Below are 21,101 nucleotides of genomic sequence, written 5' to 3' on the forward strand. Positions count from 1 at the left end.
GCGGTTCCGATCGACAGCTGCTGTGCGACGACCCGGGCGGGAGCGAGCCCTTCCGCCCCCTGGGCGGGGATGCCCGTGAGAACCAGGCGTCCTCCCGGTCGCGGCAGGGACGTCGCGGTGCGCGTGCTCGATGTCGCGCCCGCGGCGTCGATCACCAAAGACGATGCAGAGCTGGGCGGCGGCAGCGCTCGCAAAGAACAGGGGAAACGGGCTGGCGGTCGAAGACAGCGGTGTCATAGAAGACCCCGGGCACCACGGAGCCTGCCTGGGGGGCGGCTTCACAGTTCCTATCTGCGGTCTCCCGCCGACGTGCCCAGTGCGGGGATGCGGGTGCGGCTGTGTCTGCGCGTCCGCCGGTTCGTCTGCGGGAACACATGGTGCGAGCGGAGGACCTTCGTCGAGCAGATGGCAGGGCTGACCCGGCGCTACAGCCGGTGGACCGAGCGGCTCCGCTCGATGCTGGCCGCAGTCGGCCTCGCGCTCGCGGGCCGGGCAGGGGCCAACACCATGTTCTGACCCGCGCGGGCGCCGGGCCGAGCCGCCCGCCGTATCTCCGCGACCGTCCTCGCGGCCGGCGCCATGGTCTGCGTCGTCGCTCTGCCGGCCTCCGCCCATGACGATGACCGTCACCGCACGCCGAAGGCGGAGATCAGCCGTGTCCAGGCCGACAGCTGGACGGCGACAGCCGTCCCAACCGGTCGCTGAACGCCGAGCGGGTCGAGATCACCAACAACTCCCGCCACTCGGTCGAGCTGGACGGCTGGACCTTGAAGGACGAGGACGGCTACCGCTACCGCTTCAACGACGTCCGCCTCGCCGGCTGCTCCACCATCCGCATCCGCACCGGCGAGGGCCGCGACACCCGCACCGACCTGTACCAGGACTGCCGCGACTACATCTGGGACAACCACTCCGACACCGCGATCCTGCGCGACGACCACGGCCGCACCGTCGACACGGAGTCCTGGGGCGGCCGCCGCCACCCTCACCACTGATACCACCCGCCCCGGATCGGGGCCGGGGCTATGACATGTGTGTGCCGGGCAGGGCCTGTCGGCGTACAGGTGAATCTGCACAGGCGGGTACAGCCGGACGTACACAGCGGAGTGCTTGCCGAGCCAACGGCGGGGAGTCCTCATTGATGCGCCTGTGGCCGACGGGGCGCCGGCCCTCCCCCACGCGGGGGAGACGGAGGTACGGCTCTCATTCCGAGCCTGGCTTCGAGGCCGGTCCTCAGGGAGGATGCCGGGGCGACGGCACGCCGAGACGATAGTGCACATGCTGACCACGCAACTCGACACGAGCCTTCCGTCCCCGCCCCGTTGGGCCGTCCGTGCAGCCCACGCCGCCGCGCTGGTCACCCTGCCATCCGGAATTTGGCGCCTGCTGCTGGCGGCCGGTTTCACCGCCGGGTACACCGAGGCCGGGTACGAGGCGATGGGCTTCACCGGCTGGGGTGCGGTGTACGTGGTCGGGCTCACGGTGGGCGGAGAGCTGCTCGCGCTGCTCACGCTCGGGCTGGTCCGGCCGTGGGGTGAGGTGCTGCCGCGGTGGGTCCCCTTCCTCGGCGGGCGTCGGCCGGACCCGCGGGCGGTGACCGTTGCGGCGAGCCTCGGCGCCGGGGTGCTGACGCTGGTCCTTACCCAGTTTGCCTTCTGGTGGGCCTTCCCCCATCCGGACATGACCCCCCTCGGCAGCACCATCGCCGGAATCCTCTACCTGCCACTGGTCGCCTGGGGGCCGCTCCTTGCCGCCGTCACCATCGCCCACCACCGTCGGCATCGAGCCGCAGGACTCTGACCGGCCCGGCATCCCCGCTCTGTCTTTGGCCCAGGCCGCACGGCGCTCCGTGCACGTTCACGCACCACCCTCGACGCCGTCCTGATCCTGTGGCTGATCGCTGGGCCCTGACCAGCCCGCACGTCAACCAGCCCGTCACCACCGGCACGGCTCCGTAACCCGTGAGGGCGGTGGCGAACCGATACGCCGCCACAAGACTGTTCGGAGGCCACTACGGCGATCCGTGGGTGGTGTGCCGACCGGTCGTTGGGGCGCCCCCTGTGTGCCCCCGCCCCTGGTGACCCCGCGTCCTGGGGGCCGCGGCGGCCTGCGTGACTCACCGGCCGATCAGCCAGGGGTGCCCCGTGACTGCCAGCACCGGACCATGAAGAAGGCCCAGGTCAGAGTCAGAGACCTGGGCCTTCTCTCAAGAGCGGATGACGGGAATCGAACCCGCGCTAAAAGCTTGGGATCACCTGGCACTTGGACGCACAGAGCACCTGACCAGGGGGAACGCTGGTTCAGGATCGCCATCTCGCCGTTCACTCGAACCCCTTGTCGTCCGCTGTTCACCGCCTCTACTGGCACGTTGTGGCACGCCCTTCTCGGTGGTGCGACCGCGGGGCAGCCGTCCCGGACCGCGTGTGGTCCGGTGGACATCGCCGGGTGCGATGACTTCTCCCCTTGCCGTCAATCGCACGAGCGACACCATCAAGGCAAGGAAGGTTCGTCATGGCCTCACGCTGACCGCAGCCCACGACGCCGCACCCGCAGTGAGGAACTGCTCGTCGGTGCCATCGGCGCGGTGCCCGAGGAGGCCGAGTACCGCCTGGAGGGGTGCGAAGGAGAAGGAGTTCGCGAAGGCTCCGTGGACCAGTACGAACGTCGGTTGCATCGGTGTACTCACTTTCCGGAGGTCTCGGGCTGGCGCAGGACCAGGCAGAGGAAGCCGAAGCTGTCCCGGTACCCGTGGAGCCACTGCGAACGCTGAGCGTTGGCCGTCTCCAGCACCTGTGCGCCAGCCGGATCGGCAGCCTGGTCCAGAGCCCAGTCGGCCAGCGAGCCCCAGCAGGCCCACTCGTAGGCGTCCAGCTCACCGCGGGTGCTGACATGGCCGTGGACCGGGATCCAACCGTCGGCGGCGACGCGGTCCACCGTGGTCGCCAGGTCATCGAGGTCACCGAATGCCTCGACGGCCGCCGGGGAAGGGGCGCGGTCCCAGAACGACTCACCGATCAGGACGCGGCCGCCGGGGGCCAGGTGCTTGCGGGCCGCCGCGAGGGTGGGGAGCAGACCGCCGAAGGCATGCGTGGCGCCCACGCTGATCACCAGGTCGAACGGCTGCGTGGAGACGAACTCGGCGGCTTCCTGGTGGTGGAGGACCAGGCGCTCGTCGACCCCGAGTTCGCTCGCCGCCTGGCGTGCCCGGGTCAGGGCGACTTGGGAGACGTCGACGCCCTCGGCGTGCAGGTGTGGGCGGGTCGCCAGGGCACGCAGAAGCCATTCCGCGGTGCCGCATCCCAGATCGAGAACGCGTTCGTCGCCTCGCGGGAGGGCACGTTCGAGCAGCGCGCCGACCGATTCGTCGTTGAGGGGGGACTTGATCGGGTGGTCGGCGTGCGCGATGTCGGAGATCTGTTCGCGGCTCACCGGCGCTGCGGGCGCCGTGTCGAGGAGCAGCTTCGCTGCCACCGCCGTCCCGTCTCCCCGGACCGTGCCCGCGACGGCCTTCGCCCGGGCCGCGGTCTCGGGAGCCAGCGCCGTGCTGAGCGCGGCCGACAGGGACTCGAAGGTCGGGACCGGACCGTCGTGGGCCGCGCCGATGCCCAGTTCGGCGACCCGGGCAGCCCAGTGCGGCTGGTCCACGATCTGGGGTACCACCACCTGAGGCGCGCCGGCTCGGGCGGCCGTCGTCGTGGTGCCCGCACCGCCGTGGTGGACGACGGCGGCCACCCGGGGGAACAGCGCCTGGTGGTTGACGTCGCCTACGGCGAAGCAGTCGTCCGCGTCGTCGACCAGGCCGAGCTCGGCCCAGCCGCGCGAGACGAGCACGCGTCGGCCCTGCTCGCGGACCGCCTCGACGGTCACCTTGGCGACGTCCGTTGCGGCGCGCATGGGCATGCTGCCGAAGCCCACGTACACCGGCGGCGTCCCGGCGTCCAGGAACTCCTCCAGGTCGGCCGGCAGCGGGCGTTCGTCGGGCAGGATCCACGCGCCGGTCTGGACGAGGTCGAGGTCGGTCAGCTCCTGCCACGACCCCAGGACCGGGTCCGCCGCCAACCACGGTCGGTCGCCGAACACATGGTCGCGGACGTTGTCCAGTGGCGGGAGCCCGATCTCCGCCCGGTGGGCGTTGAGCGGCGCGAGGTACAGGGCGTTGACCTTCTGGACGTCCAGGTCCCACAGCGCACGATTGTCGGTCGGGTCGATCGCGTCGGTCGACAGCGCCGGGCCCGGCCGCGACGGCGGAAGGTAGTGCGTCGACGGCATCTCGAACGGGTGGAAGCAGGCGTACACGTAGCGGATGCCCAGCTTCTCGGCCACCGACCGGGCGCCCGCCGGCATCAGGCCGGTCGCCACCAGCACGTCGCATCCCTCGGCAGCCGCGGCGATCGTGTCGAAGTGCCCTGCGACCAGCTCGGCCGCGAACTCGGTGGCGAAGCCGGGCGACGGCGGCGCGCCGGTCACCAGCGGGCGCACCGGCCGGCCGAACGGCACGTGCTCCACACCCACACCGGCCAGCAGCTGAGCGAACTCCTCGTCCGGAGGCGCGCACACCCGCACCTCCGCGCCGAGCTTCCGCAGCTGCGCCGCGAGTGCGGCCAGCGGCATGATGTCGCCGCGTGACCCGTAGGCCATGATCAGCACACGCATGTCGTCATTCTCACTTCTGTGGATGCCGGTCTCGGCCGGCGATGGTGCGGCAGGATCAATTACGTCTGTGTGAGCGCTCACTCTTCGACCGCCTGGTAGAGGGTGGTCCAGAAGTCGTGCATCAGGTGGACCGAGTTGGGGACGGAGGCGCCGACCTGGGTGAGGAGGATGCCGACGACGTTGTTGACGGGGTCGGCGTACGCGGAGGTGCCGGCGCCGCCGTCCCAGCCGAACTGGCCGACGGGCGCGTAGTCGCCGCGGTAGGTCCGTACCGCCATCCCGAACCCCCAGCCTCCGTGCTGCCCCTGGCCGAAGGAGATGTGGACGTTGTTGGTGGCCAGCTCGGTGCGGGCGGCGTTCTGCGCGGGGGCGAGGCGGTTGGTGGTCATCAGCTGCACCGCCTGCCGGGACAGGATCCGCTCGCCGCGGTGCTTGCCGCCGTTCAGCAGCATCCTGAAGTAGGCGTGGTAGTCGTCCGCGGTGGAGACCAGACCGCCCCCGCCGCCCTGGAACGCCGGAGGAACGTTCCACCGGCCGCCCTTGGACTCGTCCCACACATGGAACTCGCCGGACGCCGGGTCGGGCGCGTAGAGGACCGGCATGCGGTCGATCTTCTCGTCCGGGACGTGGAAGCCGGTGTCGTTCATCCCCAGCGGGCCGAAGACGCGCTCGCGCAGCGCCTCGTCGAAGGTCTTGCCGGTCACCCGGGAGACCAGTACGCCGGCCAGGTCGCTGGCGATGTGGTACTGCCACTGGTCGCCGGGCTGGTGCATGAGCGGCAGCGCGCCCAGGCGGCGCAGCCACTCGTCCTGGTCGGGCATGGGCGTGGGCAGGTTGGGCGTCAGCCCCTGCGCGAAGACCTCGTTCATGATCGGCGTACCGATCGAGGTCAGGTCCATACCGAGGCCGAAAGTAGAGGTCAGTACGTCCCGGACGGTGATCGGACGGCGTGCCGGGACCGTCTCGTCGATGGGGCCGTCGAACGCCTTCAGTACCTGCCGGTCGGCCAGCTCCGGCAGCCACTGGTCCACCGGGTCGTCCAGCCGCAGCCGGCACTCGTCCAGCAGCACCATCGCGGCCGCTATCGAGACCGGCTTGGAGGCGGAGGCCATCCGGAAGACGGTGTCCCGAAGCATCGGGGCGCCGCCGTCGTGCTGCATCGTTCCGAGCGCCTCGACGTGCGTCTCGTCGTCCTTGCTGAACAGCGCGACGACTCCGGGGATCTTGCCGGACTCCACGTGCCGGGCCAGCACGTCGCGGATCTTGCGCTGCCCTGATGCGGTGAACTTGGACATGGTGGGGTGCTCCCTGGTCGGGTTGAAGTGTCGGGGCGGAGTGGTCAGTTGGCGGGCAGGTCGAGTTGGTATTCGTGGGTGCTGCGGTGGAAGCGGAAGCCCAGGCGGCGGTTCACGGCGAGCATGTGGGTGTTGTCCTGTGCGTTGTCGGTCTCGATCTCCACGATTCCGGGGTGCTCGGCACGGAGCCTGCGCACCATCTCGGCCTTGACCCACAGCCCGAGTCCGTGGCCGCGGTGAGCGTGCACCACGACGGTGTCGTACTGCAGGGCCCGGCGGGTCTCCCCGGCCCGGATGACGATCTCGGTGTATCCGGCCACCTCCCCCTTGCGGAGCGCGGCGGTCGTCAGCAGCAGGTCGCCGCGGTCGGCCAGCACTTCGGCCATGGCGCGGACCCGGTCGGCGGTCCAGGTCTGGCTGCCGTAGTCCCAGTCGCCGGTGGGCATGTCGTTCATCGCGTTCTTGGCCGCGGCGAACGCTTCGGCCAGCTCGTCGGGAACCGTGCCGGTCCAGCCGGCCAGCTCGTAGCCGGGGTGCTCGGCGTCGGCCTCGGCATCGTCGGCGTGCGCGACGTCGAGATGGAGGTGGTCAAGTGCCAGTACGCGCCGGAAGCCGTGCGCGGCGCAGAAGGCGCCACTCGGTCCGTCACCGGGTGCGGCGGCCACCAGGCTGCGACGCTGCTCGGCCTGTGCTGCCTTCACGGCTGTGGCCAGCAGGTGCGAGCCCACTCCCGAGCGCCGCCGGTCCGGGGCGACGTGCAGCTCCAGCTCTGCCAGGTGGCTCTGACCGGGCGAGGTGAACAGCCGCAGACCGGCCACACCGAGCACCGCGCCGTCGGCCGCGGTGGCCAGCCACAGCAGGCGGCGGTTGTCCCTCCCGACGACGGTGAGTTGGGCGTGCACCTGCTCGAACGTGGGCCGGGGCTCCTCGGGCAGATCGTTGGCGAGCGAGGCCGCCACGACCGCATGCCAGGCGGTGGCGTCTTCGGTCGAGACCTCGGTGAGGCGGACGGCGGTGATCATGTGGGACTCCTCGGTGGGGATGGTTCACATTCCTTTGGGCGCGGGCTGCGGGATCCGGTTCGGGCGGTCCGGCCCTGACCGTGTCATCGCGTACGTTCAGCTCATCGCGCTCTCCCAGTCGGTGTGGCGCACGAGCGGCCAGTCGATGTCGATGCGCGCCGCTGTGGCCAGGTAGTTGGTGAACAGGCTGAGCGCCACGTGGGCGATGACCTCGACGACGTGCCCGTCGGAGAGGCCGGCGTGCCGGGCTGTCGCCAGCTGCGCGTCGGAAACGACTCCGTGGTCCCGGACCACCACGGCGGCCAGGTCCAGGACTGCGGCGGCCCAGGGGTCGTCGGCTTCGCCCCGCCGTGCGCGGGTGGCCTCGGCCGTGGTCAGCCCGGCCACTTTGGTCCCGCGGAACGCATGCACGGACAGGCAGTAGTCGGATCGGTTCTCCTGCGCCACCAGCAGCGCGATGCGCTCGCGCACACCCTCCGACAATGTCCCCTCCGCGCTCAGGGCGGTGACGACCTGCACGTATCCCTTCAGTACGGCGGGGTTGTTGGCCATCACCTTGGCCAGGTTGGGGATGACCCCCAGGGCCTGGTGCGTGGCGGTGAACAGGTTCGCGGCTTCGCCGGTCGCCTTCTCCGGCTCGATGGTGTGGAGTGCTGGCATGCCGGTAACCCTGCCGGTGGATCTTGATACATTCCCGATGCTTCTTCTATGCACGCGCTGGTGACCCCCGGAGTGACGTATGCGGTTCAGGATCCTCGGCCCGGTGGTGACCCTGGCCCCCGGTCCGGAGTCGCCCGGGCTGGCACCCCGTCATCGGGCGGTACTCGCCTACCTGTTGCTGCACGCCGGGGTCGCGATCAGTACGGACCGTCTGGTTGACGCGATGTGGGGACCGCTGCCGCCGGACTCGGCCCGCGCGCAGATCCAGACCACGATCGCCGCGATCCGACGGATGCTGCGCGCTTCAGGAGCCGACCGGATGCTGTCCACTCAGCCGGCCGGGTACGTGATCGCTCCCGAGCCGGGACAGCTCGATCTGCACGAGTTCACCAGCCTGATCACCAAAGCACCGGCCAGCTCTGACGACCCGCTGGAGACGGTGGGCCAGATACGTACCGCGTTGGCGCTGTGGCGGGGAGAGCCGCTGGCCGACATCACCGCCCATTACGTCCAGGGCGCCAGAGCACGCCTGAACGGGCAGCGGCTGACCGCCGTCGAGCGCCTGGCCGACCTGGAACTGTCCCTGGGCCGTCACGACGACCTCATCGACGAACTGACCGTCCACGCGGCGGCCAACCCCTTGCGGGAGCGGCTGTGCTGCCAGCTGATGCTCGCCCTGCACCGCGCAGGACGGCAGGCCGACGCGCTGCAGGTGGCCAGAGAATTCCGGGCGACCCTGGCTGAGGAGCAGGGACTCGACCCCGGCCACGCGTTCAGCAAGCTCGAACAGGACATCCTGCGGGACGAACCCGCCCTGCAGCCACCGGCCGCCGAGCCGGCGAAGACGCGGCGGGTCAACTTCCTGCCCTTCGACGTCCCGGATTTCACCGGACGCGAGGGCGAGCTCGACGGGTTGACCCGTCTGTGGACGAGCAACAACAGCGGAAGCGTGACGATCGCGGCGATCGACGGGATGGCCGGGGTCGGCAAGACGACGCTCGCGGTCCATGCGGGACACCGCCTCGCGGACCACTTCCCGGACGGGCAGCTGTTCGTCGACCTTCAGGCGCACACCGCGGGTCAGGAGCCGCTCGACGTCGGTGCCGCGCTCGAGATCCTCCTGGGCCAACTCGGCGTGCCCGCGGCACAGATCCCGGCATCGGCCGCCGATCGCGCCGCGCTGTGGCGCTCCGAACTCTCCGGTCGTCGCGTGGTGGTCGTGCTGGACAACGCCCTCGGCGCCGACCAGGTGCGCCAGCTGCTGCCCGGCGCCTCCCGCACCCTCGTCCTCGTCACCAGTCGCCGACGGCTGACCGACCTGGACGGTGCACACGCCCTGTCCGTGGAAGTGCTGCCTGCCGCGGACTCCGTGGAGTTGTTCACGGCGATCGTGGGCGAACGGGCGGCCGCCGAACCACTCGCCGTCCTCGACGTGCTCCAGTTGTGCGGCTTCCTGCCGCTGGCCGTCCGCATCGCCGCCGCCCGGCTGCACCATCGCCCCCGCTGGACCGTCGAATATCTGGCCGCCCGACTCCGTGACCAGCGCCGCAGGTTGTCCGAGCTGGCCACGTCGGAGCGGGGCGTGGCCGCAGCGTTCACGCTGTCCTACCAGCAGCTGACTGCTGATCAGCAGCGTATGTTCCGGCTCCTGGGGCTGCAGCCGGGCCGTGACATCGGCGCTGAGGCGGCCGCCGCGCTGGCCGGCCTCCCGAGCGAGGAGGCCGAGACGCTCCTGGAAGACCTCCTGGACGCCCACGTCCTGGCACAGCACCAGCCGGGCCGATACACCTTCCACGACCTGCTGCGCGAACACGCCCTGGCCACCGGGACCACCCAGGAACCCTCCGATGCCCAGCGCGACGCCGTCGGACGACTGTTCCACCACTACCTTCGCACCGCGAGCACGGCCGTCGACCACCTCTACCCCGAGGGCAAGAGCCGTAGACCACGCATCCCCGCACCGACCACGGAACCCTCCTTCCTGCTGGACGAGGCCGAGGCCATCGCGTGGCTGGACGGAGAACGCGCGAACCTCATGGCGGTCGCCCGGCACACCGCCGACCACGACTGGCTCCCCTATCCCAGCCAGCTGGCCGCCACCTTGCACCGTTACCTGCTGGGCCACGCTCACCAGGCCGACGCACTGGACCTCCACGGCCTCGCGCTCCGGACGAGCCGACGAAGCGGGGACACGGCCTCCGAGGCCCGCACGCTCCTCGACCTCGGCGAGGTGCACTACTGGTGGCACGGCGCCTACGAGCAAGCGGCCGAGTACTACCTGCGCGCCTTGAACCTCTCGCGCGACGTTGGCGACCAGGGCGCCGCGGCCCGCGCCCTGCAGAACCTCGGCACTCTGCACTCCCGGCGCCGAGAGTACGACCGAGCCCACGATCACTGCCGGCAGTCCCTCGCGCTCTTCCGTGAACTCGGCGATCGCGCCGGCGAAGCCAGATCACTGACCGAACTCGGCATCATCCACGAGCGCCGAGGACGATTCGAGGACGCCCACGACCATCACCGCCAGGCGCTCCAGCTGCATCGCGAGAACGGATCGCGCATCGGCGAGATCGTCGTCCTGAACAACATCGGGCTGCTGTACCAACGGCAGGGCAACTATGACGAGGCGCGACACCGTCATCACGATGCCCTGCAGCTGAGCCGCAGCTTCGACTTCCCCGGCGACGAGGCCGAATCCCTCAACGCCCTGGCGGAAGCCGCCCGTTCCATGGGCGACCTCGCCCGGGCCGCGGCCGAACACGACACGGCGCTGACCCTCGCCCGGGAGTTCAGCTACCTTCCCGAACAGGCCCGCGCCCACGCCGGCCTGGCGCACCTCCACCGCGACCTCGGCCGGATCGGCGTCGCCCACGACCACGCCCGTCAGGCCCTTGACCTGTACACCGCCCTCGCCGTGCCCGAGGCCGATGAGATCCGCACCTTCATCACCGAGCTGCCGCCGACCCCGGACGGGCCCGAACCGCTGGAGGCGACGGGTCGAGGGACGCCGACCTGCCTCGCAGGCGGTTGACGTATGGTCCCCAACCGCCGGCAGCATCAGGAGAGTCGTCGCCGCCAGCCTCATCGGGAGCACCATCGAGTGGTACGACAACTCATCCGATCAGAGCTAAACCTGCGGTTTCCCTGTCCCTGACGCAGGAAGGAGGGGAGGCACCCCCAAGGCTCTGATCGACGGGGAACTCCGCAGCTGCACGGCCGTTCCAAGGCGCGCCAGGCAGGGGCTGCAGGTCGAGGCCGGGCACTGTGGATTCAGGCCAGGGCTCGGCTGCGCGGGAGCCGTGACCCGAAGGGGTTCCGTTCCTTGCTGTGAGGGGTCCGGTCGAATCGACCTGCGGCCACTGGCATGGAAGGCTGCAGCGCGTACCAATGTGACCGAGTCAGGATGCTGCGAACACGACTCCGCGCGCCCGTACCCCTCGCTCGTGCAGCGCGCTCTGCGAATCGGGGCGCACGCCTTGAGCTTCCGGCTTTGGAAGGGGATTTTTCTGAATGAGGAAGTGTGCGGCCGCTGATGCCGCGTGCGGACGGCGGACGTTCGTCGAGCAGTGCCGGGGCTGACTAGAAGATACAGCCGGTGGACCGAACGCCTGCGGTCGCCCGTCCGCGAGCACCGGCGCAGCATCGACCTGGTCTGCTACCGCATGCACGACAACCGCGAGGCCACCATCGACGCCTACGGTTCCGACATCATCCCGGCACTCACCGGCTGACCCTCCCCCCGGTCCGGGGGTTCTCCTCACGGCCTTCGCGCTGGACGTGCGTGCTCCCTGGTCGGGGCACACGTTCAGGCGAAGGCCGTTTCTGTAAGCAGGGGCAGGAGAGTGTTTTCGGGAAGCACGAAAGAGCCCTTTGTCGAGTTCGAGGGCAGCGTCGGGGGAATGAGCGCGGGTCGGCACAAGCACTAGGAGGGCGATCCGGCGAAATCGGCGCTGCTGTACAGCAGCGCGCCACCGGATCTCCACCATATGAAGATTTCGGGCGAATCGCCGATCTGGATCCGGTCGGCGGGAATCACCCCTGCTCGGCCTGAGCCTCTCCCGTGCACGTGGCACGTCCGAATGCGCCGATGGCGGTGGCGCGCTGGACGTGCTTTTTGTGGATTGCGAGCGTGCAGGATGCCTGCCCGCCCTTGTCATCGAGGACGATGGCGACGCTCGGGGCCTTGCCGAGGGGCATCTGAACCGACTTGGTCCAGGGAAGCGTGACGCCTCTCTCGACCGTGGCCGTACCGGCCTCGCCGCGGGCGAGATACGAAATGTCGGCAGTTCCCGTCCCCGTGACCTCGTACGTCACCTCGGCGGTCGGCACGGCGCGCGGCTTCGGCTGCTCCTCGGTGTTGAGGATGCCGTAGCCGACGAGCCCGAAGCAGGCCAGCAGGACGATGCCGCCGATCAGCAACCCCCGCCGGTCCGGGGAGCCCCCCGTGTTCTCGTGCACGTTCTCCTCCCGCACTGCGCTTTCCGCAAGTTCATCGGACGACATGAGAGAGCCGGCTTTCGGTTGATTGGCAGATGGACCGGGTGGTTATACACCACGCCACCGGCCGAGTGCGAGCGGGCGGAAGAATCGGGCGAACCGCACTCCCTTCGGCCACTTATTTGTCCTTTATGTCGCAGGGGTTGACCGGGCCCCACAAGAGTGGCTAGAAAGCCCGCTGCAATGCCAGTGAGCTTGTGGTTCATACCCTCCGCGCGTTCACGCCGCATTGCTCAAAGCTGGGCGGAAACCTCCGCACCAGCTCCTTCGGCGTGCCCATTTCGCGTGCAGCGATGCGGGTGCGTCGATGCCGAAAGGTATTGAGGTGAAAGTTCCGTACAGGAGATATCTCTCCTGTCTTGTCGTGTCGGCGGTAGCGGGCACGCTGTTGCCGCAGGTCGCCTATGGGGCTCCGCAGTCACCGGCGACGGACGACGACAAGGGCGTCTTCGACACGATCTCGGGCTGGTTCTCGGACGACGAACCGCAGGAGGTGAAGCCGCCGTCGGACGACAGGGCGGAGACACCCAGTCGTGAGAAGTTGCCGAAGGGCAAGGCTGCGCCGAAGGCGAAGCGGGTTGCCGAGCTGGCCGGGAAGCGGACCGCGAACGCGCGGTACTGGATGCTGTCGGACGGTCGGGTTCAGGCCGAGGTGTCGGCGGTTCCGACGGGTTACCGGTCGGGGAAGTCCTGGAAGGACGTCGATCCGACGGTCGTTCCGTCCGATGCCGAGGGCTTCGCGTTCTCCAACACGACGAACGCTGCGCGTAGTTGGTTCGGTTCGGACGCGGGCAGGTTGCTGCGGTTCGAGGCCGGTGACGGGCATGCGGTGACTCTGGGTCTTGAGGGTGCGGGGAAGCTCGCGCCGGTGGCCAAGGGTGACACGGTGACGTACAAGGACGCGGTGTCCGGTGCGGATCTGTCGTATGTGGTCGGTCCAGGGCGGGTGAAGGAGAACATCGTCCTGGGCGCGAAGCCGTCCGGTCCGGTGTCGTTCACGTTCACGCTGGACGCGGGTGGTCTGACGCCGAAGGCGAACAAGGACGGTTCCGTCTCCTTCTTCGGTGAGGGTGCGGATCCGGTCCTGGTCATTCCGGCGGCGTTCATGACGGACGCGAAGAAGGACGCGAAGGCTCCGTACGGCTCCGCCTACAGCGGGAACGTGACGCAGAAGCTGACCCGGGCGGGTAAGGGCTGGGAGCTGACCGTCACGCCGGACGCGAAGTGGCTGGCGGCGTCCGAGCGGCAGTATCCGGTGACGATCGATCCGACGATCTCGATCGCGCCGACGCCGTCGACGGCGCAGGACGTGATGATCTCGTCCGACGGTCCGGCGACGAACTACAACGACAACTGGCGCCTGTCCGTCGGCAACACGTCGACCGGTGCGTCACGTGGCCTGATCCGCTTCCCGGTCAGCAGCATCCCCGCCGGAACCAAGCTGGACTCGGCCGATCTGAAGCTGTGGTTCGACCAGACGCACACCACCGGTGACACGGAAGTGCAGCTGGAGGCCCACCGGGCGACCCAGTCCTGGTCGGAGGACACGGCCACGTGGGACAACGCCAACGCGATCACCGGTGAGTTGTCGGGCACGGCTGTCGTCGTCGATGACGGCGACACCGGCCGCACTGCGGCGGTGGGTGCCTGGCCGGCCTCCGGGAACACGGCGTATACGCAGTACGCGGTGAACCAGGACTACCTGTACAACAAGGACGCGGTCGCGGGCGACACGTACACCTGGCAGCCGAGCCTTCCTGAGGACGGCACGTACCAGGTCGAGACCCACTACGTTCCGGCTTCGGACCGTGCGACGAACGCGCCGTACACCGTCACCTACGACGGTGGCACGAAGGCCTACACCGTCAATCAGCAGGCCGGCACGACCGGCGTGTGGAAGACGCTGGGTTCGCACCCGTTCAAGGCGGGCACGCTCGGCAAGATCGTCCTCGGCGACGGGCCTGTCACGACCGCGACGTCCGTCATCGCGGATGCGGTGCGGTTCACCAAGGGTGGTGTGGTCACCAAGCAGCCCGGTGAGCTGAACACCTGGCATTCCTTCCCGGTGACCAAGACGGTTCAGTCGTGGATCGACGGGGTGAACGTCAACAACGGTTTCGTGATCAAGGCCGGTGACGAGTCCGTCAACGGTCCCAAGGGCGGGCCGCGTTACGAGGGCAGCGAGTTCGGGTACGGCGGCGAGACCGCCAACTACCCGCGCCTTGTTCTCACGTTCGGCCGTCAGGGCGTCGACCTCTCCGCCCCGACGACGATCCACGACACCGGCGCGGAGCTGAACTGGTCCACGTACCAGGACAAGGACCCGGTCGGGACCGGTGACGACCTCGTCGAGTACCAGGTCCACCGCTCCGTCAGCCAGACCTTCACCCCCTCCGCCGCCACGCTCGTCGCGCCCGTCGCGCCGGGCACGACGTCGTTCACGGACACCTCCGCGACGCCGACGAAGGCGGATGACCCCGACCCGTACGGCCGCGCCTACTACTACATGGTCGCGGTCAAGACGAAGGACGGCCAGGTCGTCGCCGCGCCCACCCAGCTCGTACGCCTGCCCAAGGCCGGCCGCACGACCAAGGTGTACGCCGCGTCGCAGGACACCACCCTGTCCTCCACGCAGTCGACCACCGCGCACGACACGATCGACGACGCGGGTCCGAAGAACTGGCTGTCGGTCGGCAACAACTCCACCACCTACGGCGACACGCGCGCGGTGCTGAAGTTCCCGGCCCTCGGCATTCCCGCCACCGCCCGCGTCCTCGACGCGAACGTCCGACTGTGGTCCACGCAGACCGCCCAGGACACCACCGGTGCGCTCTATGAACTGCGGCCGCTGACGCGTGACTTCGACGAGGCCACCGCCACCTGGGTCAAGGCCGACGCCGCCACGAACTGGACGACGGCCGGCGGCGACTTCGGCGCCGTCACGGCCGACACCGGGGCGATGACCAACGACCCCGCCCGTCACGACTGGAACGTCACCTCGCTCGCCCAGTCCTGGGTGACCACCCCGGCGTCCCAGAAGGGCGTCGCCATCAAGATGGCCGACGAGGCCACCTCACAGGAACGCACCCTGTTCCTGTCCTCCGAAGGCACCGAGCCGCGCCTCGCGCCGAGGATCGTGGTCACGTACATCGACTCCACCACCGAGTCGACGTACTACGCGCCGCAGACCCCCGCGCGCATGACCCCGAACAGTGACTACACGGTCGACTTCACCCTCACCAACACGACCGCCTCCACCTGGACTTCGGCCGACAACGTCCTCACCTACAAGTGGGCCCTGCCCGACGGCACGGACGTCACCACCGGCGGCAACCAGGTCCAGACCGCACTGCCGTCGAACGTCGCCCCCGGCGGCTCCGTCAGCCTCCAGGCCGCGGTCAAGACCCCGATCAACTCGGACAACGGCAACAAGCGCACCGACTACGTCCTCACCTGGGACGTCTACAACAAGACGACCGGCACCTGGGTCTCCGGCAGTTCCGGCATCCCCGGCCTCGCCCAGAACGTGGCGGTGGAGGACCCCACCTCCAACACCCTCGGCCTGGAGAAGTTCTACGGCTACACCGGCAAGAACACCGGCGCCGGCGCCAGCATGATGAACAACATGGCCTCCGGCAACGTCGTGTGGTCGTACAACGGGTTCAACAACCCCGGCCGGGGCCTGAACACGTTCTTCCGGCTGGCCTACAACAGCTTGGACACCTCCGACACGGTGTCCGGCTACGGCTGGTCCATGCAGGCATCGGGGCCGATCCGGCTCGGGGCCCCGCTGGACTTCCACCCCAACCCCAACCCCACCGAGGTGCGCCTGCCCGATGGTGACGGCACCACCCACGTGTTCCGCTGGGACTCGGCGACGAGCTCGTGGAAGGCGCCGGCCGGTGTCCACTACAAGCTGGCCGCCAAGCCCGGCCTGGACTGCACGCCGCTGAAGGACCCGATCCCGGACGCCTGGACGATGACCCGTCCCGACGGCACCCGCTTCCTGTTCGGCTGCGACGGCTACCTGACCTCCACGGTGGACAAGAACGGCAACACCATGCTGTTCACCTACGAGGAGCGGAAGTCCAACAACAAGCCGACCAAGTTCCTGAAGTACATCACCGACCCCGCGTCGCGGCAGACGCTGACGGTGGACTACTTCAAGAAGGGCGACAACTCCTACGAGTACGTCTCGGGCACGGGCACCATCGCCACGGGCTCGAACCTGACCAACTCCAAGATCTACGACCACATCAAGTCGGTCACCGACGTCTCCGGCCGTAAGATCAACTTCTGGTACACGGACAAGGGTCTGCTCGGCCAGTTCACCGACGGCGTGGGCTCTTCGCAGCCGAAGGTGTTCAAGTTCACCTACGACGCCACGCAGGGCAACAAGAACGTCAAGATGGTGGCGGCCACCGACCCCCGGGGCAACGCCACCAAGCTGGACTACTACGCCCCGCAGACCGGCGACGACCCGAAGTACCACTGGTGGACCAAGACCATCACGGACCGGCTGAACAACAACACGACGTTCGCCTACAAGGCGGACACGACGAACACGAAGTTCACCGACACGAAGGTCACGGACTCCGAGTCGCACTCCACGGACTACGTCCTGGACGACTTCGGCCGCCAGGTGAAGTCCACCAACGCCAAGTCCGAGTCCCTGGACATGTCCTGGGACGCGGACAACAACGTCATCCTCCTGAAGGAGGCGAACGGAGCCCAGACCACCTGGACGTACGACCCGAAGACCGGCAACCCGCTGACGAAGAAGGACGCGGAGGCCAACAAGAACGGCACCGCGGCGACGGTCTACACGTACCAGACCCGTGCGGACGGCTTCTCGGCCGACCTGTCCACCAAGACCTCCCCCGAGGGCCGCAAGTGGCAGTTCGGCTATGACGCCTTCGGCAACCTGAAGACGGTCACCGACCCCATGGGCGCCGCCACCACCTCGGTGCCGGACGACTACACCACCAAGTACGACTACGACGCCTACGGGCAGTTGACCAAGGCCACCGACGCCAACGGCAACGCCACCGTCAACTCCGACTTCGACGTCATGGGCTACCCCAAGACGATCACCGACGCGGAGAGCCACCCCACCTCGTTCGTCTACGACGAGCGCGGCCAGGTCACCTCGGTGACCGACGCGGTGGGCACCACCACCACCCAGACCTACGACGCCTTCAAGCGTCCGCTGGTCAACAAGGTGCCCAAGGACCAGGCGCAGGGGGTGTTCATCACCACTCCGGCCCCGGTGTACGACGCCAACGACAACGTCACCACCAGCACCGCCGCGGACGGCGTGGTCTCCACCGCGGTCTATGACCCGGCGGACCAGGTGACCGAGTCGACCGGCCCGGACAACAACCTGAGCGGTCGCACGACGCGCTACACCTACGACAAGGTCGGCAACCTCAAGACCACGACCGAGCCCAAGGGCGTGGCGACGACCTCCGTCCCGGACGACTACGTCACCACCAACAACTACAACGAGATCTACCAGCTCATGTCGGTGGTGAACGCCCAGGGCGACAAGGTCTCCTACGAGTACGACGTCGTCGGCAACCCGGTCACGCTCATCGACCCGAAGAAGAGCGCCACCGCCGACACCACCGACTACACCAGCAAGACCTCCTTCGACCTCAACCACCGCGTCACCAAGGTCACCGACGCGGCGGGCAAGTTCACCACGAGCGAGTACGACAAGGACTCGCTGGTGGTCAGGAGCACCGACAAGGAGGGCAACACCAGCGAGGTCGTCTACGACCAGCGCGGCAAGACGATCGAGCAGCGGGTCCCGTACTCGACCGGCGTCGTCCGTACCACGAAGTACGAGTACGACCAGATGGGCAACACCACCAAGGTGATCAGCCCGCGCGGCACCGCGACCGCGGCCGTCGACGACTTCACCAGCCGCACCGAGTACGACAAGCTCAACCGTCCGGTCAAGCAGTACCAGCCCTACGACCCGGCGGACGCGCGCTACAACGACCCCAACGTCTACACGCAGACGACCTACGACGTGGTCGGCCGCACCTCGCGGGTCTCCGCGCCGCCGTCGGCGGGTCAGACGGTGCGTAACGACACCGACTACACCTACTTCGACAACGGCTGGACCAAGACGTCCATCGACCCGTGGGACATCGTCACCTCCTACGGCTACAACACGACCGGCCAGCAGGTCTCGCGCACCCTCACCTCCGCCGGCGGCTCCAGCTCGCGGACCCAGGGCTGGGCGTACTACCCCGACGGCAGCATCCAGGCCCGCTCCGACGACGGCGTGCCGGTCGGCGCCCAGGTGGTGGTGGCCGACAACTCGGACACCCAGACCACGTCGGCGACCGGCACCTGGGCCACGGCTTCGGCCACCGGCCAGCAGGGTTTCGACCACCGCACCCACGCGGCGGGGACGTCGACGGACACGTTCACCTGGACCCTGAACGTCCCGCAGGACGGCAGCTACACCGCCTACGCGAAGTACCCGACGACCTCGGGCGCCTCCACGGCGGCGAAGTACACCGTCACCCACGACGCCGGCACCACCGTCAAGACGGTCAACCAGACCACCGGCGGCGGCACCTGGGTCTCCCTGGGCTCGTTCACCTTCAAGCAGGGGATCGCGTCCAAGATCACCCTGGGGACCGACGTCTCCGGCAAGGTCGTCGCCGACGCGGTCAAGATCGTCCGCACTGTCACCGAGACGGACAACGAGAAGAAGAACTTCACCTACTCGTACGACCTCAACGGCAACCTCACCTCGATCGGGGACGCCTCCTCGGGTGCCAAGATCGACACGTACTCGATGACCTACACCGGGCTGAACCAGGTCCAGAAGGTCAGCGAGTCCCTGGCCGGCGTCGAGAAGAAGGCCACGTCGTTCACCTACGACGCCAACGGCCAGAAGGCGACGACGTCCCACCCCGACCAGTACGCGCAGTACATCTACGACCTGCGTGAGCAGGTCAAGACGGTGAAGGTCGGCAAGTCCGTCTCGGACGCCTCGCCGAAGGTCACCGACTACACCTACACCGACCGCGGCCTGCGGCTGAAGGAGACGAAGGCCAACGGCAACACGGTCGACTACACCTACTACCTCAACGCGGCGCTGAAGACCCAGACCGAGAAGAAGCCCAACGGCATCCTGGTCTCCTCGCACACCTACGCCTACGACGCCAACGGCAACCAGGCGCAGGACGTCGCGTCCAAGATGAACGCCGACAACCACGGCGCGTATCTGAACTCCACCACGGACTCCACCTACGACCCGGTCAACCGGCTCGCCCAGTCCGTCAAGACGGGTACCGGCGCGGGCACCGAGACGTACGTCCACGACAACAACGCCAACGTCGTCACCCAGACGATCAAGAACGTCACGACCAACTACACCTACGACCGCAACCGGCTCCTCAGCTCGAGCATCGGCGCCGCGAGCAACAGCTACAACTACGACCCGTACGGTCGACTGGACACGGTCGTCGCGGGCGGCAAGGTGGTCGAGGACCGGGACTACGACGGCTTCGACCACGTGGTCAAGAACGCCAAGCTGCAGACCGACGGGGTCACGACGAAGACGACCACGTACGTCTTCGACCCGCTGGACCGCACGGCGTCCAAGACGGAGGCCGGCAAGACCACCGACTTCAACTACCTCGGTACCTCCAGCGAGGTCCTGAACGAGGCGGTTGCCGGCGAGGTCACCAAGTCCTACCAGTACAGCCCGTGGGGCGAGCGCCTCACGCAGCTGAAGAAGAACACCGACGGCTCCGAGGAGCTCGGCGTCTACGGCTACAACGGCCACACCGACGTCGAGACCCTCACCGACACCACCGGTGACACCAAGTCGACTTACGGCTACACGGCCTACGGCAGCAACAACGACGCCGAGTTCACCGGCATCGACAAGCCCGACACGGCCCAGCCCGACAAGGAGGCGTACAACCCCTACCGCTTCAGCGCCAAGCGCTGGGACTCCGCCAGCGGCACCTACGACATGGGCTTCCGTGACTACAGCCCCGGCCTGAACCGCTTCACCAGCCGGGACATGTACAACGGCGCCCTGGCCGACATGCAGCTTGGGTCGGACCCCTTCACGGGGAACCGCTACGCCTTCACGGGCGGCAACCCGATCAGCAACGTCGAGATCGATGGACACAACTGGTGTGAAGACGGTGCCTTCTGCCCCTACAACGACACCTTCGCCAAGGCGTGGGTCGGCGGTATCGGGCTCCTCACGGACACCCTTGCCAGCCCCGTGATCGCCGCCGAGCCGATCCTTCGAGAGAAGTGCCCTTCGTGCTTCGGAACTGCCGGTAATCCCAATGGAGTGGATCTGGGATTCGAATGGGTCACCGGCAGCGGCCCCAAGCATCGGGACTTCGGCGGAAACGACGCCTTCACGCAGAACCTCATGGACCACTACCACGTCCAGCGGGTGCGCGAGATCGCGGCCGACAACATCAACATCGGTAACTACAACCTGGGCGACCCGGTCAAGCAGAAGAAGGAGGACGACGGCAGCATCACCAACAACGGCTTGAACCAGTCGCTGAACACCAAGAGCCTCATCCTGGACTTCACGACCAACATGTCCGCGGCGTTCCTCGGCTCCTACACCATGGACTACACGGTCCAGTCGGTCGACAAGGAGGCGGGGACGGCGACCGTTCAGTTCCATGTGCAGAACACCAGCGACATCAACTCCGGTACGCACATCGGTCCGGGGGCCGGCGGGTACAGCCCGTGGTGGGACGAGCACATCGCCGAACCTCTCCTGGCGAATTACGCCACGGGGCGTTTCAGTGAGAAGACGCAGGACGTGACGTGGACGGAGACGATCGACCTCGCCGATCCCAAGGCTCCGTCGGGGCAGTCGGAGTCGTCGCCCGGCCTGCTGGACAGCATTACGAATGCGCTGTCCAACCTCTTCTGGTAGCAGACTGACGCGCTCCCGCCGGTCGGTCGG

11 protein-coding genes and 2 pseudogenes are annotated in these 21,101 nt (G+C 68.2%); 6 read left to right on the top strand and 7 right to left on the bottom strand.

Annotation, left to right across the window (positions count from 1 at the left end):
- Window positions 1-309 precede the first annotated feature (309 nt).
- The 3 genes from ACN9M0_RS29825 to ACN9M0_RS29835 all read left to right on the top strand — a co-directional run bounded on the left by ACN9M0_RS29825 (window position 310) and on the right by ACN9M0_RS29835 (window position 1,800).
- A complete protein-coding gene (locus tag ACN9M0_RS29825; protein ID WP_426404494.1) occupies window positions 310-516 on the top strand; it encodes a hypothetical protein in 207 nt (68 codons plus the stop codon).
- A gap of 206 nt (window positions 517-722) precedes the next feature.
- Window positions 723-995 (top strand): lamin tail domain-containing protein, encoded by a 273-nt coding sequence (locus tag ACN9M0_RS29830; RefSeq protein ID WP_426405342.1) that lies wholly within the window; start codon window positions 723-725, stop codon window positions 993-995.
- 283 nt (window positions 996-1,278) lie between these two features.
- Complete coding sequence (locus ACN9M0_RS29835; protein WP_426404495.1) at window positions 1,279-1,800, top strand: hypothetical protein; 522 nt, start codon at window positions 1,279-1,281, stop codon at window positions 1,798-1,800.
- 766 nt (window positions 1,801-2,566) lie between these two features.
- On the opposite strand, the pseudogene ACN9M0_RS29840 reads toward ACN9M0_RS29835, so the two are convergent.
- The 6 genes and pseudogenes from ACN9M0_RS29840 to ACN9M0_RS29865 all read right to left on the bottom strand — a co-directional run.
- Window positions 2,567-2,674: pseudogene (locus ACN9M0_RS29840) on the bottom strand (alpha/beta hydrolase); the annotation flags it as partial.
- Between the two features lie 8 nt (window positions 2,675-2,682).
- Complete coding sequence (locus tag ACN9M0_RS29845) at window positions 2,683-3,429, bottom strand: SAM-dependent methyltransferase (protein ID WP_426405343.1); 747 nt, start codon at window positions 3,427-3,429, stop codon at window positions 2,683-2,685.
- Between the two features lie 12 nt (window positions 3,430-3,441).
- Window positions 3,442-4,653 (bottom strand): annotated as a pseudogene (locus tag ACN9M0_RS29850) (glycosyltransferase); the annotation flags it as partial.
- A 77-nt stretch (window positions 4,654-4,730) separates the two neighbouring features.
- The gene (locus ACN9M0_RS29855) at window positions 4,731-5,948 is read right to left on the bottom strand and encodes a serine hydrolase domain-containing protein (RefSeq protein ID WP_399700046.1); all 1,218 of its coding nucleotides are present in this window, start codon (window positions 5,946-5,948) and stop codon (window positions 4,731-4,733) included.
- 44 nt (window positions 5,949-5,992) lie between these two features.
- On the bottom strand, window positions 5,993-6,970 hold the full coding sequence (locus ACN9M0_RS29860) for a GNAT family N-acetyltransferase (protein ID WP_426404496.1): 978 nt from the start codon (window positions 6,968-6,970) through the stop codon (window positions 5,993-5,995).
- Between the two features lie 96 nt (window positions 6,971-7,066).
- Window positions 7,067-7,630 carry a carboxymuconolactone decarboxylase family protein gene (locus ACN9M0_RS29865; RefSeq protein ID WP_366039565.1) on the bottom strand — a complete coding sequence of 188 codons (564 nt, stop codon included), beginning with the start codon at window positions 7,628-7,630 and terminating at the stop codon, window positions 7,067-7,069.
- 79 nt (window positions 7,631-7,709) lie between these two features.
- Here ACN9M0_RS29865 and ACN9M0_RS29870 point away from each other — a divergent pair, with 79 nt between their 5' ends.
- Complete coding sequence (locus tag ACN9M0_RS29870; protein ID WP_426404497.1) at window positions 7,710-10,658, top strand: AfsR/SARP family transcriptional regulator; 2,949 nt, start codon at window positions 7,710-7,712, stop codon at window positions 10,656-10,658.
- 508 nt (window positions 10,659-11,166) lie between these two features.
- On the top strand, window positions 11,167-11,358 hold the full coding sequence (locus ACN9M0_RS29875; protein WP_426404498.1) for a hypothetical protein: 192 nt from the start codon (window positions 11,167-11,169) through the stop codon (window positions 11,356-11,358).
- A gap of 301 nt (window positions 11,359-11,659) precedes the next feature.
- Here the strand turns inward: ACN9M0_RS29875 and ACN9M0_RS29880 are convergent, their stop codons facing one another.
- Window positions 11,660-12,085 carry an MmpS family transport accessory protein gene (locus tag ACN9M0_RS29880; RefSeq protein WP_426404499.1) on the bottom strand — a complete coding sequence of 142 codons (426 nt, stop codon included), beginning with the start codon at window positions 12,083-12,085 and terminating at the stop codon, window positions 11,660-11,662.
- 346 nt (window positions 12,086-12,431) lie between these two features.
- On the opposite strand from ACN9M0_RS29880, the gene ACN9M0_RS29885 reads away from it, so the two are divergent.
- Entirely contained in the window at window positions 12,432-21,071 is an 8,640-nt protein-coding gene (locus ACN9M0_RS29885) for a DNRLRE domain-containing protein (RefSeq protein WP_426404500.1), read from the top strand.
- Window positions 21,072-21,101 lie beyond the last annotated feature (30 nt).

It is taken from the genome of Streptomyces sp. R-07 (assembly GCF_049913175.1).
Lineage (GTDB): Bacteria > Actinomycetota > Actinomycetes > Streptomycetales > Streptomycetaceae > Streptomyces.

What these genes read in the sequence shown, in the direction of transcription:
- ACN9M0_RS29835 (WP_426404495.1), top strand. Translation starts at nt 1,279, where the DNA reads ATGCTGACCACGCAACTCGACACGAGCCTTCCGTCCCCGCCCCGTTGG.
- ACN9M0_RS29855 (WP_399700046.1), bottom strand. Translation starts at nt 5,948, where the DNA reads ATGTCCAAGTTCACCGCATCAGGGCAGCGCAAGATCCGCGACGTGCTG.
- ACN9M0_RS29860 (WP_426404496.1), bottom strand. Translation starts at nt 6,970, where the DNA reads ATGATCACCGCCGTCCGCCTCACCGAGGTCTCGACCGAAGACGCCACC.
- ACN9M0_RS29865 (WP_366039565.1), bottom strand. Translation starts at nt 7,630, where the DNA reads ATGCCAGCACTCCACACCATCGAGCCGGAGAAGGCGACCGGCGAAGCC.
- ACN9M0_RS29870 (WP_426404497.1), top strand. Translation starts at nt 7,710, where the DNA reads ATGCGGTTCAGGATCCTCGGCCCGGTGGTGACCCTGGCCCCCGGTCCG.
- ACN9M0_RS29885 (WP_426404500.1), top strand. Translation starts at nt 12,432, where the DNA reads ATGCCGAAAGGTATTGAGGTGAAAGTTCCGTACAGGAGATATCTCTCC.